The following is a 14,695-nucleotide window of genomic DNA, read 5'->3' as shown; positions in this document are numbered from 1 at the left end:
GCGCGAACCATGGCAAGTGAAATTCTGATTGTCGATGATGAGGCCGATATTCGCGATCTCGTCGCGGGCATTCTCGAAGACGAGGGCTTCGTGACCCGGACCGCTCGCGACAGCGATACGGCGCTCGCCGAGATCGCCAATCGCAGGCCGCACCTGGTGTTTCTCGACATCTGGCTCCAGGGCTCCAAGCTCGACGGCTTGCAGCTGCTGGAGCAGGTCAAGAAGGACAATGCCGATCTGCCGGTCGTGATGATCTCCGGCCACGGCAATATCGAGACCGCGGTCGCCGCGATCAAGCGCGGCGCCTACGACTTCATCGAGAAGCCGTTCAAGGCCGACCGGCTGATCCTGGTCGCGAACAGAGCGCTGGAGAACTCGCGACTCAAGCGCGAGGTCAAGGAGCTGAAGCAGCTCGCGCCGAGCGCAAGCTCGCTCGTCGGCCGCTCGCCGAGCATGAACCAGCTGCGCCAGACCATCGATCGCGCGGCCAAGGCCAACAGCCGCATCCTGATCGTCGGCCCGGCCGGCGCGGGCAAGGAGCTGACCGCGCGCACGCTGCATACGGCCTCGGGCCGCGCCGATGGTCCGTTCGTCGTGATCAATGCCGCCGCGATCACGCCGGAGCGCATGGAGCACGAGATGTTCGGTGTCGAGCAATCTAACGGCGAGCAGGCGCGCAAGCCCGGTGCGCTCGAGGAAGCCCATGGCGGCACGCTGTTCATCGACGAGATCGCGGACATGCCGCGCGAGACCCAGAACAAGATTTTGCGCGTGCTGGTCGAGCAGTCGTTCCAGCGCGTCGGCGGCACCGGCAAGGTGCAGGTCGACGTCCGCATCATCTCCTCCACGGCGCGAAATCTCGAAGAGGAGATCGCTGCCGGTCATTTCCGCGAAGACCTCTATCATCGGCTCTCGGTGGTGCCGATCCGCGTGCCCGCGCTCTCGGAGCGGCGCGAGGACATTCCGGAATTGATCGACTATTTCATGGAGCAGATCTCGGCCGGCAGCGGCCTGCCCAAGCGGCAGATCGGGCAGGACGCGATGGCGGTGCTGCAATCGCATGTGTGGCCGGGCAACGTGCGCCAGCTCCGCAACAACGTTGAGAGAGTCATGATTCTGGCCGCGGGCGGACCGGAGGTGATCATCACCGCCGACATGCTGCCGCAGGACGTCGGCTCGATGGTGCCGGCGATGCCGACCAGCAACAATGGCGAGCACATCATGGGGCTGCCGCTGCGCGAAGCGCGCGAAGTGTTCGAGCGCGACTATTTGATTGCACAGATCAGCCGTTTTTCAGGAAATATTTCTCGCACAGCTGAGTTTGTTGGCATGGAACGTTCGGCGTTGCACCGGAAGCTGAAGGCGCTCGGTGTCGGCTGACACCGCGACGTCGCGGCCGCACCTCAGGGATTAGCGAGGAAAATCATCGATTTCCGTAGTTTTTCGGGGCATTTGGGCGTGGCCTGCCGCGTGAAGCGGCTTGCCTAATAACCCGTCCTGTCCTCTAATCGAACCGCTGTTCCTCCGAGGGGGATCTCATGAGGAATAGCAACCGGAAGAGGCCCCGAATGTCACAAAGAGGGCCGCAACCGGCGCAATAAAAAGAAACTCAAAGCGAGAAAAAAACAATGGCGGCAGACCGCGCACAAAACCTACAGGACACCTTCCTCAATCACGTTCGCAAAACCAAGACGCCACTGACGATCTTTCTGGTCAACGGAGTGAAGCTCCAGGGCATCGTGACCTGGTTCGACAATTTCTGTTTGCTGCTTCGGCGCGACGGTCACTCGCAGCTTGTCTACAAGCATGCGATCTCGACCATCATGCCGGGCGCTCCGATCCAGTTGTTCGAAGGCGGCGAGGATCAGCCGGCTTGAGAGTGATCTGATTGGAACCCCGGAATTTCGACGGGGAGGCCGACCGTCCGCGGTCGGCAGGGGCGAAGCAGACGGGGCGGGTGCTTGTCATCGGCCCCTACTTGCGTGTGCGCGCGGGCGGTACCGACACGCAATCGGAAAGCCATGTTCAGCGTGACGCGGAGGCCCGGCTTGATGAGGCCGCCGGCCTCGCGCGGGCGATCGACCTCGTCATTGCCGACGCCATCATCGCGCCGATCAGCCAGATCCGCCCCGCGACCTATATCGGCAAGGGCAAGGTCGAGGAGATCGCCGCGCTGGCCAAGAGCCTCGACGTCGAGCTCGTGGTGATGGATTGCGCGCTGGCGCCGATCCAGCAGCGCAATCTCGAGAAGGAATTGCACGCCAAGGTGCTCGACCGCACCGGGCTCATCCTGGAAATCTTCGGCCGCCGCGCCAAGACCAAGGAAGGCTCGCTCCAGGTCGAGCTTGCGCATCTCAACTACCAGCGCTCGCGCCTCGTTCGCTCCTGGACCCATCTGGAACGCCAGCGTGGCGGCTTCGGCTTCATGGGCGGTCCCGGCGAGACGCAGATCGAAGCCGATCGCCGCCTGATCCAGGAGCGCATCTCGAAACTCGAGGGCGAGCTGAAGAAGGTGCAGGCGACGCGGCGGCTGCATCGCGCCGGCCGTCAGCGTGTGCCGTATCGCGTCGTCGCGCTGGTCGGCTACACCAATGCCGGCAAGTCGACGCTGTTCAACCGCCTGACGCGCGCAGACGTCCAGGCCGCCGACATGTTGTTTGCAACACTCGATCCGACCCTGCGCGCGCTCACTTTGCCGCATGGCGGCAAGGCAATGCTGTCCGACACCGTCGGCTTCATCTCCAACCTGCCGACCCAGCTCGTCGCGGCCTTCCGCGCTACGCTGGAAGAGGTGCTGGAGGCCGACGTCATCCTGCATGTGCGCGACATCTCGCACGAGGATGCCGAGGCCCAGCAGAGTGACGTCGACGCGGTGCTGCGCCAGCTCGGCATCAACCCCGACGATTCCGGCCGCATCATCGAGGTCTGGAACAAGATCGACCGTTACGAGCCTGACAAGCGCGAAGAGCTCTTGAACATCGCCGCGCGCCGGCCGGAGGATCACCCGGCGATGCTGGTGTCGGCCGTGTCAGGCGAGGGGATCGACGCGCTGCTCGCCGCGATCGAGGAACGGCTCGCCGCAAAGCGCACCACGCTCGATCTCTCCATCGACGCCGCCGACGGTGCCGGGATCAGCTGGCTGCACAGGAATTCCGAGGTGCTGGCGAAAGAGCTGCACGACGGCCGCTTCGACATGACGGTGCGGGTCGACGAGACCAAGCGGGATATCGTGGTGAACCGGTTCGATGCCGTGCCGCGCGTGGCGTGATCCGAAGGGCGCGGTGCGCCCGACCGGCCTGCGTGCGATATCGACCATATCCGCGTTTCTGGGTTGAGACGCGTAACGCTAGAATGGAATGGTCAGGCCCGGATTCTTCGCCTGCGCCTTGGTATAGGCGACGCCGTGGATCTTGATCCCGCGCTCGTCCAGCAGCGAAATGATGCCGCCCTGGTTCGACAACTCCATCGGCTTCTGCACGACGATTGCGAGCGTGCCGCCGGCCGCGATCTTCCCTGACAGGGCCATCTTGTTCTTCTGCTTGTCGGCCAGCATCCAGCCGGTGAGATCGATGTCGCGATCGGCCGTATTGAGCAGCGTGACGACTTCCCGCTCAGGCGTTTTCAAGGCATTGACGAGTGCTGCGATGATGCGCACGAGTCCGTCAGGCATTTGCCCGGTCGGAGGAGCGGTCGGATCTGGCGGCTGTGTCGGCGCGCCGAGATCGATGGGGTCACCGGTCTTGTCGTCGGTGTGCCAGGCCTGCGTCTGAAATTTGAGGAAGACCGCCGTCCATAGCTTCTGATCCGGGAATTCGAACACCAGCCCGCCGTCTTGCCATGGCCCGTTGTCGCCCGAGAATCGCCCGATTGGATTTCCCTGATTCATATGGATGTCGTGAATGCCGCGACCCGGCCGGAAGCCGAAATAATTGTCCGCTTTGGTTTCCGGCCCCCATGTCTCACCGAATGCGTAGATCATCGCGCTTTCGTTCGAGAGCGCGCGCTGGACGAACTGGTCGAGCTTCTCGTTGAGGTCATTGTCCGGTCCGGGCACGGACAGCGGCAGCGGGATCATCTCCTGGGGCTGCATCAGATTGCCGCGAATGAAGTCCAGCGCGATGCTGGCCGGCTTCGGCGGCTGCGGGTGCAGGCCCTCCGGCAACGCCGCGAGATGATCGGTGATCGGATGGACAAAGTGCGATCGCACCAGGAACGCGACTTCGCTTCCGTCGCCTGACTGTACATTGACGGCGATGCGGAAATCCGCGTTGTCGGCCACGACATGGACTTGATAGTGCGGCGACTGGCCGGTGCCGAAACGCATCGCGATCGGGCGTCCCTTGAGGACCGAATAGTGCTTTAATGGCATCGCACTCACCTGAGGTGGGATTTCGGCTGCGCGGGCTCCGTCGCTCAACTTTAGACTGCTTGTCGTGACGGTTTCATGGCTTGACTGCGATCCGCCATGACCGCCTCGCTGCATTCGGGAAAAGATGCTGACCTATATCTCCTTCGCGACCGCTTCGATCCTTGCGGGTACACCGATGGAGCAGGCCACAACGCTAGCGGCGGGCCTGCGAGCGAGTCTTTGATACCGGTTTCCCCTCACTCTTCGCCGCGTTCCACAGCGCGTCCATCTCCGCCAGCGACGCCTGCTCGAGCGTCCGCCCCTGCGCCTCAAGCGCCCGTTCAATGAACGCAAACCGCCGCTCGAATTTCGCGTTGGTCGCGCGGAGTGCACTTTCGGGATCGGCATCGACATGGCGGGCGAGGTTGACCAGCGCGAACATCAAGTCGCCGGTCTCTTCAGCCAGCCCCTCGCTGTCGTTGCGGTCGAGCGCCGCCTCGATCTCGTCGGCTTCTTCGCGGATTTTTGCCAGCACAGCGCGCGGGTCGTTCCAGTCGAAGCCGACGGTGGAGGCCTTGCGCTGGAGCTCCATCGCGCGCGTCAGCGCGGGCTGGCCGGCCTTGACGCCCGAGAGTAACGACTTGTGCGTCGGCGCTTCCTCCGGCGGCCGGCGCGCCGCACGTTCGGCTTGCTCCTCGGCCTTGATGCGGTCCCAGACTTCCTTGACGTGGGAGGAGGCGAGATTGCCGTCCTTGTCGGCGAAGACATGGGGATGGCGCCGGATCATCTTGCGGGTGATGGCCTCCACGACGTCGCCGAAGGCAAAGGCATTCTGTTCTGATGCCATCTGGGCGTGGAACACGACCTGGAGCAGGAGGTCGCCGAGCTCTTCGCGCAGGTCATCGAGATCGCCGCGGCTGATGGCCTCGACCACCTCATAGGCTTCCTCGATCGTGTAGGGCGCGATCGTCGCAAAATCCTGCTCGAGGTCCCAGGGGCAGCCGGTCACCGGCGTGCGCAGCGCCGCCATGATCTCGATCAGGCGGGAAATGTCACGGGAAGGGGTCATTGCGGGGCAGTCTCCTGGGTCCAAAACCTTATGCCAAAAGCGGCCCGCCGTTCCCAGCGCGGCGCGGCGGAACAGGCCGATTTCCACCGATTGGCGGCAGATTGGCGAGGTGCTAAAGCGCGGGCCATGACTGACGCATTTTCATCACAAACCGCGCTGGTGCTGTTTTCCGGCGGTCAGGACTCCACCACCTGCCTCGCCTGGGCGCTCAGCCGCTTTGCACGCGTGGAAACGCTGGGTTTCGAATACGGGCAACGCCACGCCGTCGAGCTCGATTGCCGTGACCGGCTGTTCGAGGGCATCAAGGGCTTGCGTGCCGATTGGGCCGCAAGGCTCGGCGAGAGCCATACGCTGTCGATCCCGACGCTGGCGGCCGTGTCCGAGACCGCGTTGACGCGCGACGTCGCGATCGCGATGGGGGCCGACGGCCTGCCGAACACGTTTGTACCCGGCCGCAATCTCATCTTTCTGACCTTTGCCGCGGCGCTCGCCTACCGGCGCGGTATCACCCACATCGTCGGCGGCATGTGCGAGACCGATTATTCCGGCTATCCCGATTGCCGCGACGACACCATCCGCGCCATGCAGGCCGCGCTCTCGCTCGGCATGGCCAGGCCATTCGAGCTGCATACGCCGCTGATGTGGATCGACAAGGCGGCGACGTGGAAGCTAGCCCACGACCTCGGCGGCGCAGGACTGGTCGATCTCATTCGCGAGCACTCGCACACCTGCTATCTCGGCGAACGCGGCGCGCAGCATGAGTGGGGTTTCGGGTGCGGCGAGTGCCCGGCGTGCCGTTTGCGGGCGAAGGGGTGGCGGGAGTTTGCGGCGGGGCGCAAATAGCGCTCCAATCTCCGCCGTCATCGCCCGCGAAAGCGGGCGATCCAGTATTCCAGAGAAGGTGCTTGAGCCGAGAAGCCGCGGCGTACTGGGTCGCCCGGTCAAGCCGGGCGACGACGGAGGAGAGAGCTTGCGCTCTCTCAACGTCGTCATTGCGAGGAGCTAAGCGACGAAGCAATCCAGACTGTCACCGCGGAGAAATACTGGATTGCTTCGCTGCGCTCGTAATGACGGGTCAGGCGCGACCTACCGAAAATCCTCCGGCCGCAGCTCGATCGGCTTGCCGTGCGGCGTGCGGTCGGCGGCGTGGTCCCAGGCGTCGCGGTAGCGGTGCAGCGTCTCCGCCGATGCGACGCCCTTGCTTGCAACCAAACCTTCCAGCGTGGCGAGCCAATGCAGGTAATAGGTCTCGCCCGTGTCAGGGTCGCCGACGGCCTGCGCGCGCTTGATCTCGGAGGCCAAGGCTGCGGCCCATTCCGGCCAGGTGAACACGCCGCGCTCGTGCAGCGTCAGCGCCATCGCAAACGCATGCGCTTCCCAGGGTGCGCGGAACACCGGGCCGTCGTCATCGCGCGGAATGCTCGGAATGGCCGCCGTCGCAGCGGCCGCAGCCGGGCTGCTCATCACGCCGGGTCCAGATAGGGTTCGAAGGCGTCGATCGACACCTTCAAGGTCGGATCACCGTCCGCGCCCCAGAGGTCGCGGCCCTCGAATACGACCGTGTAAAGCCATTGCGGATTTTCGCCGAGCTCCATCGCCGCCGAATCCGGAAATACGTGGCAGCCGTGGTTCAGCTCGACGACACCGACATGGCCGCGCACATAGCGCGGCAGCCGCGTATGCGTGGTCGGATGAATGTTCCTGGCGCGGACGCGATCGCCGATGTTGAATTTTGCCGGCGCCGGAGCAGGGCGGGCGAACTCGCCGCGCACCATGACGCGCTCGACATTGGCGAGGTCGAACTTGCCGTGCTTGAGCGCCCTTGCAGGCTGCATCGCGTGACCGGCAGCGACCTCCTCCCGGGTGAGGTAGCCCTTCTCGATCAGCATCTCCTCGAGCCCGAGAAACCATTTCTTGTAGTAGGAGCTCGAGAGATAGACGTGCGGCGGCAGCGTCTCGCGATAGAAGCGCGAGGTGTCGATGTTGAAGGCGCCCGCCGCGCCCATCGCGCGCACCATGGCGAGAACACGCGATTCCCATTCCTCGTGAAACATCGGCTCGTTCGGCTCGGCCTCGACCTTGCCGAACCCGTCCATGCCGCCCATGTCGTGGACGCCGTTCACGACGGCGCTCCAGGCGTCTTGGGAAAGCCGGTGCCGATCATGGAATCGCGCGTGACCAGCTCGGCAAGCTGCTCCTCGCTCCAGCCTTCGGTGCCCGCGGGGCGCATCGGCAGCACCAGGAAGCGAGTCTCGGCCGTGGAATCCCAGACACGGATTTCCATGTCCTTGGGCAGCGTGACGTCGAAATCGGCGAGCACGCCGCGCGGGTCCTTCACCGCGCGCGAGCGGTAGGGCGCGGCCTTGTACCAAACCGGCGGCAGGCCCAGCATTTCCCAGGGGTAGCAGGAGCACAGCGTGCACACGACCATGTTGTGTCGCTCTGGCGTATTCTCGACCACGACGAGATGGTCGCCGACGCGGCTGACATGGCCGAGCGTGCCGATGGCCTTCGAGCCATCCTCCAGCAGCGCCTTCTTGAACGCCGGATCGGTCCAGGCCTTGGCGACGACGCGCGCGCCGTTGTGCGGGCCGATCCTGGTCTCATAGGCCTGGATGATGGCGTCGAGCGCGGCCGACTCGACATAGCCTTTTTCTGTCAAGATCGTCTCGAGCGCGCGCACGCGCAGCTCGGTCTCCGACAGCTCGGAATGGTCGTGATGATGGTCGTGATCGTGGCTCATGGCGCAAAGATAGGCGCAATGGTCCCTGCCTGTCGAGTATGCGCTGGGGCGCAACCGGGTCCCATATTCGTGAGGCCGGATGTAGGCTAGCCTCGCAGCAAAGCGGATTGGGAGACATTGGTGACGAACTTCGTGACGATCGAGAAGGGCCTCGGACCGGAGGGGCGGATTGCGGTGGTACGGTTCGACCGCGGCGACGGCATCAACGCGCTCTCGCCGGAGGCGATGCGCCAGCTCACCGCGGCCGCGCGCAGCTTCGAGGATGATGCCGCAACGTCCGTCGTGGTTCTGACGGGCAGCACCAGCGCCTTCAGCGCCGGCTTCGACCTCAAGGATGCCGAGGGCCGCTCGCGCAAGGACATGGATCTCGGCACGCTGCGGCGGCATCTCAAGCTCGGGCCGCGTCTGACCCATGCCTGGCATGAGATGGAGCAGATCACGATCGCGGCCATCGAGGGTTTTTGCGTCGGCGGCGGCGTCGCGCTGGCCGTGGCGCTCGACTTCCGCGTGATCGGGCACGACGCGCATCTGCGCGTGCCCGAGATCGGGCTCGGCATGAACATGAGCTGGCAGAGCATCCCGCGCATGCTGCATCTGATCGGGCCGGCCCGCACCAAGCAGGCGGTGATCCTGGCCGACCAGCGCATCTCGGCCGATGAGGCCTACGAGTGGGGTTTGGTGGAGCAGGTGGCCGATCCCGGCCATGCGTTCGATGCCGCCATGGAGCTTGCCCGGAAGGTCGCCGCGCAGCCGCCGCTCTCGGTCGCCATGACCAAGCTGACCGTCAACCGGCTGGCACATGCGCTGGATGATCTCGCCAGCCACATGGACGTCGACCAGTTCGCGCTGGCGAGTCTCACCGAAGACCACAAGGAGGGCGTCGAGGCGTTCCTGACCCGCCGCAAGCCGCGCTTCAAGGGGCGGTAGAACGTGAAGTCAGGCCATTGATCGCGCCGCGGACAGTCCGTATACGCCGCGCTAGGACAAAAACGGCTCGGCCAACGGGCGGTACAATGCGACGACAATCGAGGGGGGAGGGTCCATGGCCGCTAGCTCGCAGACGCCTCAGGCAAAAGGGTTTAGCTGGAAGCTGATCGCGCCGCTCGTGGTGTGGCTGGCCATCTATCTGTGGCCGGTGCCGACCGGTCTCAACGCCAATCAATGGCACTATTTTGCCGTGTTCGCGGCCGTCATCACCGGGCTCATCCTGGAATCGATGCCGGTCGGCGCGGTCGGGTTCATCGGGCTGACGGTCGCGGGCGTCGCCGGCTATATCGATCCCGATCCCGGCAAATCGCTGCGCTGGATGCTGGCGGGATTTGCCGAGAGCACGGTGTGGCTGATCGTTGGCGCCTTCGTATTCTCGATCGGTTATCGCAAGAGCCAGCTCGGCCGCCGTATCGCGCTGGTGCTGGTGCAGAAGCTCGGCCACAACACGCTCGGTCTCGGCTACGCGGTGGCGATGTCGGACTTCCTGCTGGCACCAGCGACGCCATCCAACACCGCGCGCAGCGGCGGCATCGTCTATCCCATCATCAGCAACATCCCGCGCATCTACGGCTCCGAGCCCGGGCCGACCGCCGGCAAGATCGGCACTTATGTGATGTGGACGGCGTTTGCGGCAACCGCGATCACCAGCTCGCTGTTCTTCACCGCGCTCGCGCCCAATGCGGCCGCGCTTGCGATCGCCAAGAGGACCGCCGGCGTCGAGGTGAGCTGGGCGCAGTGGTTCGTCGGCTTTGCGCCGCTCGGCATCCTCCTGATGATCCTCGTGCCGCTGCTCAGCTATGTGGTCTGCCGTCCCGAGGTGAAGCACAGCCCGGAGATCTCCGAATGGGCGGCCAGGGAGGTCAGCGAGATGGGCCCGATGTCGCGCAACGAGTGGATCATGCTGGCTCTGATCGTCCTCGCGATGTTCCTGTGGATCGCGGGCTCGAGCCCGGACATCCACGTGCCCCTGCTCGGCTCGAACTTCGTCAACGCCACCACCGTCGTGTTCATCGTGATCTCGCTGATGCTGGTGACGGGCGTGATCGAGTTCGCCGACATCGTCAGCGAGAAGAGCGCCTGGGAGGTGTTCTTCTATTTCACCTCGCTGCTGACGCTGGCCTCGGGCCTCAACGAAATCGGCTTCATCAAATGGTTCGCGACCGAATACGCCAAACCGCTCGCGGGGCTGTCGCCGTCGACCGCGATGCTCCTGCTGGTCGCGCTATTCTTCTGGATCCACTACTTCTTCTCGAGCATCACCTCGCATGCCGCGGCCGTGCTGCCGGTGGTGCTCGCGGTCGGATCGGGCATTCCCGGCCTGCCGGTTACGACGCTCGCCATGCTCTGCATGTATTCGCTCGGCCTGATGGGCGTGATCTCGCCTTACGCGACGGGACCCGCGCCGATGTATTTCGGCAGCGGCTATATCGGGAAGGGCCAGTTCTGGGGCTTTGGGCTGCTGTTCGGGCTGCTCTATTTTGCGGGACTCCTGCTGATCGTGCTGCCCTGGTTGCAGATCAGCTGAGCGGGGCCGGAAGCTCATACCCCCGGCAGACGAATTTTCTTCGCCGGGGTGGGATTGGGAAAACTTCGTCCAACTCCCCGCAAATATCTGACATTGCAAGGAAGACCTGAAAAGGCGATGGTGCGTGCTGCAGTGCAGCGCGTTCCACCCGAACCCTCACGGCGATTTCACTCTCCGTCGCTTGACGCGACCCGGTTCCCGGATGCCCCAGGGGGCAACAGGAACTGTTGTGCATGAAGGCCGCCTCCATGAACGCCCACCAATCGCTCGCGATCGGACAGAAGATCGAAACGCTTGAAGCGATTTCACCTGCCGCCCGGAACGCTGACGCGATGGTCCGTTTCGAGGGCATCTCGAAGATCTATCCGGCCTATCGCGGCAAGCCCGGCGTCAACGCGCTGCAAGACATCGACTTCGCGATTGCGCGCGGCTCGATCACCGGCGTCATCGGCCGCTCCGGCGCCGGCAAGTCGAGCCTGGTCCGGCTGATCAACGGGCTGGAGAAGCCGACCACGGGCCGCGTGATCGTCGACAACAGCGATATCTCGGCGCTGGCAGGTCGCGAATTGCGGCTGGCGCAGCGCTCGATCGGGATGATCTTCCAGCATTTCAACCTGCTGTCGTCGCGCACGGCGGCCGACAACATCGCGCTGCCGCTGGAGATCGCCGGCTGGGCCAAGTCCGACATCAAGGCCCGCGTCGCCGAGCTGCTGGCGCTGGTCGGCATCGCCGACAAGCGCGACCGCTACCCTTCTGAACTCTCGGGCGGCCAGAAGCAGCGCGTCGGCATTGCCCGTGCGCTGGCGACGCGGCCGAGCGTGCTGCTGTCGGACGAGGCGACCTCGGCGCTCGACCCGCAGACCACGCGCGCGATCCTCGATCTGCTCGCCAACATCAACCGCGAGCTTGGCGTGACCATCGTGCTGATCACCCACGAAATGTCCGTGGTGCGACAGCTCGCCAAGGAAGTGGTGGTGCTCGACGCCGGCCATGTCGTCGAGAGCGGCCATGTCGCCGACATCTTCACGCACCCCAAGCATCCGATCACACAGTCTTTCCTGGCCGAGGTCATCGGCGACAGCCTGCCGGTCTCGCTGGCGAGCCGGATCGTACCAGAGCCGTCTGCCGGCGGGCAGGCCGTGATCCGCGTCCAGGTGCGCGGGGCAGGGGCCGGCGACACGCTGGTGGCGCGGCTCGCGCGCGAGCTCAGCCTCGACGTCTCGCTGCTGTCGGCCCGCATCGACGAGATCGGCGGTCAGCATGTGGGCTCGCTGGTGCTCGGCATTCCCGGCAGCGAGGACACGGCGACGCGGACGCTCGCCTGGCTCTCTCAATATCAATTCTCGGCGGAGCGTCTCGGCTATGTCGCCTGAACTCATTAACCTGATCATCCAGGCCACCGGCGAAAGCCTGTATATGGTCGGCGTCGCGGCGCTGCTCGGCACCGCCTTCGGCCTGCCGCTCGGCGTCTTTCTCGCGACCAGCCGAAAAGGAGAGCTGTTCGCGGCCCCCGCGGTCAATCGCGTGCTCGGCATCGTCGTCAATGCGACACGCTCTACGCCCTTCATCATCCTGGTCGTCGCCATCATCCCGTTCACGCGGCTCATTGCCGGCACTTCGATCGGATCGACTGCCGCGATCGTGCCGCTGGTCATCGCATCGACGCCGTTCATCGCGCGCCTGGTCGAGGCCGCGATCCGCGAGGTCGATGGCGGCCTGATCGAAACCGCGTCCTCGTTCGGGGCATCACCGATCCAGATCGTTCTCAAGGTGCTGATCCCCGAAGCGTTGCCCGGCTTGCTCCTGGCACTGACGCTCGCGGTGGTCAGCCTGCTCGGCTACTCCGCCATGGTCGGTGCCGTCGGTGGCGGCGGGCTCGGCGATCTCGGCATCCGCTACGGCTATCAGCGCTTCATGCCGGAGATGATGCTCGCCGTCGTGGTCGTGCTGATCGCGCTGGTGCAGCTCGTGCAGAGCGCGGGCGATTATCTCGCACGTCGGGTCAACCGCCGGCTGCGGCAGCGCTGATACTCATTCCCTGAAACTGGAGACTACAATGCGCTTTCTCGCAACCCTTGCGGCTGCAGCCTTGCTTGCGACCACCGCTCAAGCTGAAACCATCCGCGTCGGCGTTACCGCCGGCCCCCATGCCGAGATCCTCGACGTGGTGAAGAAGGTCGGCGCCGAGCGCGGCCTCGACATCAAGGTGGTCGAGTTCACCGACTACGTCATTCCGAACCAGGCGCTGGCGCTGAAGGACCTCGAAGCCAACTCGTTCCAGCACGAGCCTTACCTGAAGAACCAGATCTCCAAGACCGGCTGGAAAATTGTCAAGGTAGCCAACACGATCGGCTCGCCGCAGGGCGTCTATTCGCAGAAATACAAGAAGCTCGCCGATTTGCCGGAAGGCGCTCGCGTTGCGATTGCCAACGATCCCTCCAACGGCGCGCGCGGCCTGATGATTTTGGCGCTGCACGGCGTGATCAAGCTGAAGGATCCGAACAACGTCTCCTCGACCATTGCCGACATCACCGACAATCCGAAGAAGCTGCGCTTCGTCGAGCTCGATGCCGCCCAGCTGCCGCGCGCGCTGCAGGACGTCGACGTCGTCTCGATCAACAACAATTACGCCGTGCAGGCCGGCCTCAATCCGGCGACCGATGCGATCGCGCGCGAGAACCCCGATGGTCCCTGGGTCAACATCCTCGCCGTCCGCGAGGAGGACAAGGACAAGCCGTGGGTGAAGCAGTTGATCGCGGTCTATCACTCCGATCCTGTGAAGACGTTTCTTGAGACGCGCTTCAAGGGTACGTATTTGCCGACCTGGTAACGTGCCGGCTTGCATGGTTCGAGACGCCCGCTTGCGCGGGCTCCTCACCATGAGGGTCCAATATCTCGCCGCAAAACGCGACCTCATCCTGAGGGCCCGCCAGAGGCGGGCGTCTCGAAGGATGGCCGCAAGCGAGCTGCGAGCCACGACTAGTCGTAGAGTAGAAGACGCGCGTCAGGCGACAAGCCTCGCGCGCCGCAGTGTCTCCGAGGGCAGCTCGGAGAAGTGGCGCTTGTAGTCGAGCGAGAACTGGCTGAAGTGCCAGAAGCCGTGTTGCACGGCGACGTCGTAGATCGACGTCTCGGCGCCGCCGGCGCGCTTCAGGTCCCGCCGCACCCGGTTCAGCCGCATCGCGCGCCAGTAATGCATCGGGCTCGTGCCCACGGCTTCCTGAAAGCAATAGCCGAGCTTGCGCGGGCTGGCGCCGACCGCCTTGCAGACCTCCAGCAGCGACAGCGAGCGATCGCCGCTGCCATGCATCAGCTCGCGGGCGCGATCCACGGTGCGCTTGCGCGCCGTGGCGCTGCGGCCGGGATCGCTGGGCTGGGCCGTCGGCAGCATGTCCATGATCTCGACGAGGAGGGCGTCCTCCAGCGCCTGTCGCGCGGCCGGATCGTCGAACCGTTCGGGTGCGGCCGTGATGGTCTCGTGAATGGCGGCAAGGTGGGCGCGCAGCCGCGCGACCGGCGCCGCCGCCATCTCGATCACCCGCAACTGGTGCCAGACGGCGCGCGGCAATTCGATGTCGAGCCGTGCCGCAAGCTCCGCGATCAGCACCGCGCTGGCGACGACACCGCGCAACTCGAACGCCTTCGGCGTACACATGTCGATCTCGGCGTCGATGCTGGCGATGACCTGGGAGCCCGCAACACTGGCCCCGTTGCAATTCACCTCGCCATCGCCGTGCCAGGGCAGACCGATGCCAAAGCTGTCGGCACCGAGCTGGCCGTATTGGCGGACTTGCTGGCTGGTGATCTCGCAGAACACTTCGAGCCGGGGCAGGGAGAGTTGCGTGAAGCTGCCTCGGAACGCCCCGGCGCTGATCTGGTCGTAGCTCAGCCGCCAGCGGCCGAGCGTGGCGCAATGCTCGTCGACATCCGTGCTGCTCGCTTGAAGTAGATTGGCAGCCGAGTCTTGAATCGGAAGAGTTTCGCTTAAAGCCATGACAGCACGTCAGAATTTGCAAGCCG

15 protein-coding genes are annotated in these 14,695 nt (G+C 64.6%); 9 read left to right on the top strand and 6 right to left on the bottom strand.

Features of this window, described 5'->3' with window-relative positions:
• The first annotated feature begins 9 nt into the window (after window positions 1-9).
• The 3 genes from ntrX (at window position 10) to hflX (ending at window position 3,268) form a co-directional block, all read left to right on the top strand.
• Window positions 10-1,380, top strand: a complete 1,371-nt coding sequence (gene ntrX / locus AB7G19_RS21965) for a nitrogen assimilation response regulator NtrX (RefSeq protein WP_071914044.1) — start codon at window positions 10-12, stop codon at window positions 1,378-1,380.
• Window positions 1,381-1,628: 248 nt separating this feature from the next.
• Window positions 1,629-1,877, top strand: coding sequence for an RNA chaperone Hfq (gene hfq / locus AB7G19_RS21960; RefSeq protein WP_007591126.1), 249 nt, complete (start codon window positions 1,629-1,631; stop codon window positions 1,875-1,877).
• Between the two features lie 11 nt (window positions 1,878-1,888).
• Window positions 1,889-3,268 carry a GTPase HflX gene (hflX, locus tag AB7G19_RS21955; RefSeq protein ID WP_166096548.1) on the top strand — a complete coding sequence of 460 codons (1,380 nt, stop codon included), beginning with the start codon at window positions 1,889-1,891 and terminating at the stop codon, window positions 3,266-3,268.
• Between the two features lie 78 nt (window positions 3,269-3,346).
• On the opposite strand, the gene AB7G19_RS21950 is transcribed toward hflX, so the two are convergent.
• Together AB7G19_RS21950 and mazG are read right to left on the bottom strand one after the other, a co-directional pair.
• Window positions 3,347-4,369: a DUF2278 family protein gene (locus AB7G19_RS21950; protein ID WP_354265883.1), complete on the bottom strand. Its 1,023-nt coding sequence runs from the start codon at window positions 4,367-4,369 to the stop codon at window positions 3,347-3,349.
• A 193-nt stretch (window positions 4,370-4,562) separates the two neighbouring features.
• Entirely contained in the window at window positions 4,563-5,417 is an 855-nt protein-coding gene (mazG, locus tag AB7G19_RS21945) for a nucleoside triphosphate pyrophosphohydrolase (protein ID WP_354265884.1), read from the bottom strand.
• Window positions 5,418-5,543: 126 nt separating this feature from the next.
• Here mazG and queC point away from each other — a divergent pair, with 126 nt between their 5' ends.
• Entirely contained in the window at window positions 5,544-6,260 is a 717-nt protein-coding gene (gene queC / locus AB7G19_RS21940; protein WP_354265885.1) for a 7-cyano-7-deazaguanine synthase QueC, read from the top strand.
• A gap of 243 nt (window positions 6,261-6,503) precedes the next feature.
• On the opposite strand, the gene AB7G19_RS21935 is transcribed toward queC, so the two are convergent.
• From AB7G19_RS21935 to nthA, 3 genes are read right to left on the bottom strand one after another with little or no spacing between them, the layout of a single operon-like run.
• On the bottom strand, window positions 6,504-6,881 hold the full coding sequence (locus AB7G19_RS21935; RefSeq protein WP_354265886.1) for a nitrile hydratase accessory protein: 378 nt from the start codon (window positions 6,879-6,881) through the stop codon (window positions 6,504-6,506).
• A complete protein-coding gene (gene nthB / locus AB7G19_RS21930) occupies window positions 6,881-7,540 on the bottom strand; it encodes a nitrile hydratase subunit beta (RefSeq protein WP_354265887.1) in 660 nt (219 codons plus the stop codon). Before nthB ends, AB7G19_RS21935 begins: the two co-directional genes overlap by 1 nt.
• Window positions 7,537-8,160: a nitrile hydratase subunit alpha gene (gene nthA / locus AB7G19_RS21925; protein ID WP_354265888.1), complete on the bottom strand. Its 624-nt coding sequence runs from the start codon at window positions 8,158-8,160 to the stop codon at window positions 7,537-7,539. Before nthA ends, nthB begins: the two co-directional genes overlap by 4 nt.
• Window positions 8,161-8,280: 120 nt before the next feature.
• Here nthA and AB7G19_RS21920 point away from each other — a divergent pair, with 120 nt between their 5' ends.
• The 5 genes from AB7G19_RS21920 (at window position 8,281) to AB7G19_RS21900 (ending at window position 13,505) form a co-directional block, all read left to right on the top strand.
• Window positions 8,281-9,087, top strand: a complete 807-nt coding sequence (locus tag AB7G19_RS21920; RefSeq protein WP_354265889.1) for an enoyl-CoA hydratase/isomerase family protein — start codon at window positions 8,281-8,283, stop codon at window positions 9,085-9,087.
• A gap of 115 nt (window positions 9,088-9,202) precedes the next feature.
• The gene (locus AB7G19_RS21915; protein WP_354265890.1) at window positions 9,203-10,675 is read left to right on the top strand and encodes a DASS family sodium-coupled anion symporter; all 1,473 of its coding nucleotides are present in this window, start codon (window positions 9,203-9,205) and stop codon (window positions 10,673-10,675) included.
• Window positions 10,676-10,908: 233 nt separating this feature from the next.
• Window positions 10,909-12,048 (top strand): methionine ABC transporter ATP-binding protein, encoded by a 1,140-nt coding sequence (locus AB7G19_RS21910; protein WP_354265891.1) that lies wholly within the window; start codon window positions 10,909-10,911, stop codon window positions 12,046-12,048.
• The gene (locus tag AB7G19_RS21905; RefSeq protein ID WP_354265892.1) at window positions 12,038-12,703 is read left to right on the top strand and encodes a methionine ABC transporter permease; all 666 of its coding nucleotides are present in this window, start codon (window positions 12,038-12,040) and stop codon (window positions 12,701-12,703) included. The genes AB7G19_RS21910 and AB7G19_RS21905 overlap by 11 nt, the downstream gene beginning before the upstream one ends.
• A gap of 28 nt (window positions 12,704-12,731) precedes the next feature.
• Window positions 12,732-13,505, top strand: a complete 774-nt coding sequence (locus tag AB7G19_RS21900) for a MetQ/NlpA family ABC transporter substrate-binding protein (protein WP_354265893.1) — start codon at window positions 12,732-12,734, stop codon at window positions 13,503-13,505.
• A gap of 174 nt (window positions 13,506-13,679) precedes the next feature.
• On the opposite strand, the gene AB7G19_RS21895 is transcribed toward AB7G19_RS21900, so the two are convergent.
• Complete coding sequence (locus tag AB7G19_RS21895; protein WP_441268075.1) at window positions 13,680-14,669, bottom strand: helix-turn-helix domain-containing protein; 990 nt, start codon at window positions 14,667-14,669, stop codon at window positions 13,680-13,682.
• Window positions 14,670-14,695 lie beyond the last annotated feature (26 nt).

This window comes from Bradyrhizobium sp. 215_C5_N1_1, from assembly GCF_052075935.1.
Lineage (GTDB): Bacteria > Pseudomonadota > Alphaproteobacteria > Rhizobiales > Xanthobacteraceae > Bradyrhizobium > Bradyrhizobium barranii.
The sequence above is the reverse complement of the archived record's forward strand: the minus strand, read 5'-3'. Positions and strand labels throughout refer to the sequence as shown.

Bases quoted from the DNA above. Each gene is read 5' to 3' on its own strand.
- mazG (WP_354265884.1), bottom strand. From the start codon at position 5,417: ATGACCCCTTCCCGTGACATTTCCCGCCTGATCGAGATCATGGCGGCG.
- ntrX (WP_071914044.1), top strand. From the start codon at position 10: ATGGCAAGTGAAATTCTGATTGTCGATGATGAGGCCGATATTCGCGAT.
- AB7G19_RS21895 (WP_441268075.1), bottom strand. From the start codon at position 14,669: ATGGCTTTAAGCGAAACTCTTCCGATTCAAGACTCGGCTGCCAATCTA.
- nthA (WP_354265888.1), bottom strand. From the start codon at position 8,160: ATGAGCCACGATCACGACCATCATCACGACCATTCCGAGCTGTCGGAG.
- AB7G19_RS21910 (WP_354265891.1), top strand. From the start codon at position 10,909: ATGAAGGCCGCCTCCATGAACGCCCACCAATCGCTCGCGATCGGACAG.
- AB7G19_RS21900 (WP_354265893.1), top strand. From the start codon at position 12,732: ATGCGCTTTCTCGCAACCCTTGCGGCTGCAGCCTTGCTTGCGACCACC.
- hfq (WP_007591126.1), top strand. From the start codon at position 1,629: ATGGCGGCAGACCGCGCACAAAACCTACAGGACACCTTCCTCAATCAC.
- AB7G19_RS21905 (WP_354265892.1), top strand. From the start codon at position 12,038: ATGTCGCCTGAACTCATTAACCTGATCATCCAGGCCACCGGCGAAAGC.
- AB7G19_RS21935 (WP_354265886.1), bottom strand. From the start codon at position 6,881: ATGAGCAGCCCGGCTGCGGCCGCTGCGACGGCGGCCATTCCGAGCATT.
- AB7G19_RS21915 (WP_354265890.1), top strand. From the start codon at position 9,203: ATGGCCGCTAGCTCGCAGACGCCTCAGGCAAAAGGGTTTAGCTGGAAG.
- queC (WP_354265885.1), top strand. From the start codon at position 5,544: ATGACTGACGCATTTTCATCACAAACCGCGCTGGTGCTGTTTTCCGGC.
- AB7G19_RS21950 (WP_354265883.1), bottom strand. From the start codon at position 4,369: ATGCCATTAAAGCACTATTCGGTCCTCAAGGGACGCCCGATCGCGATG.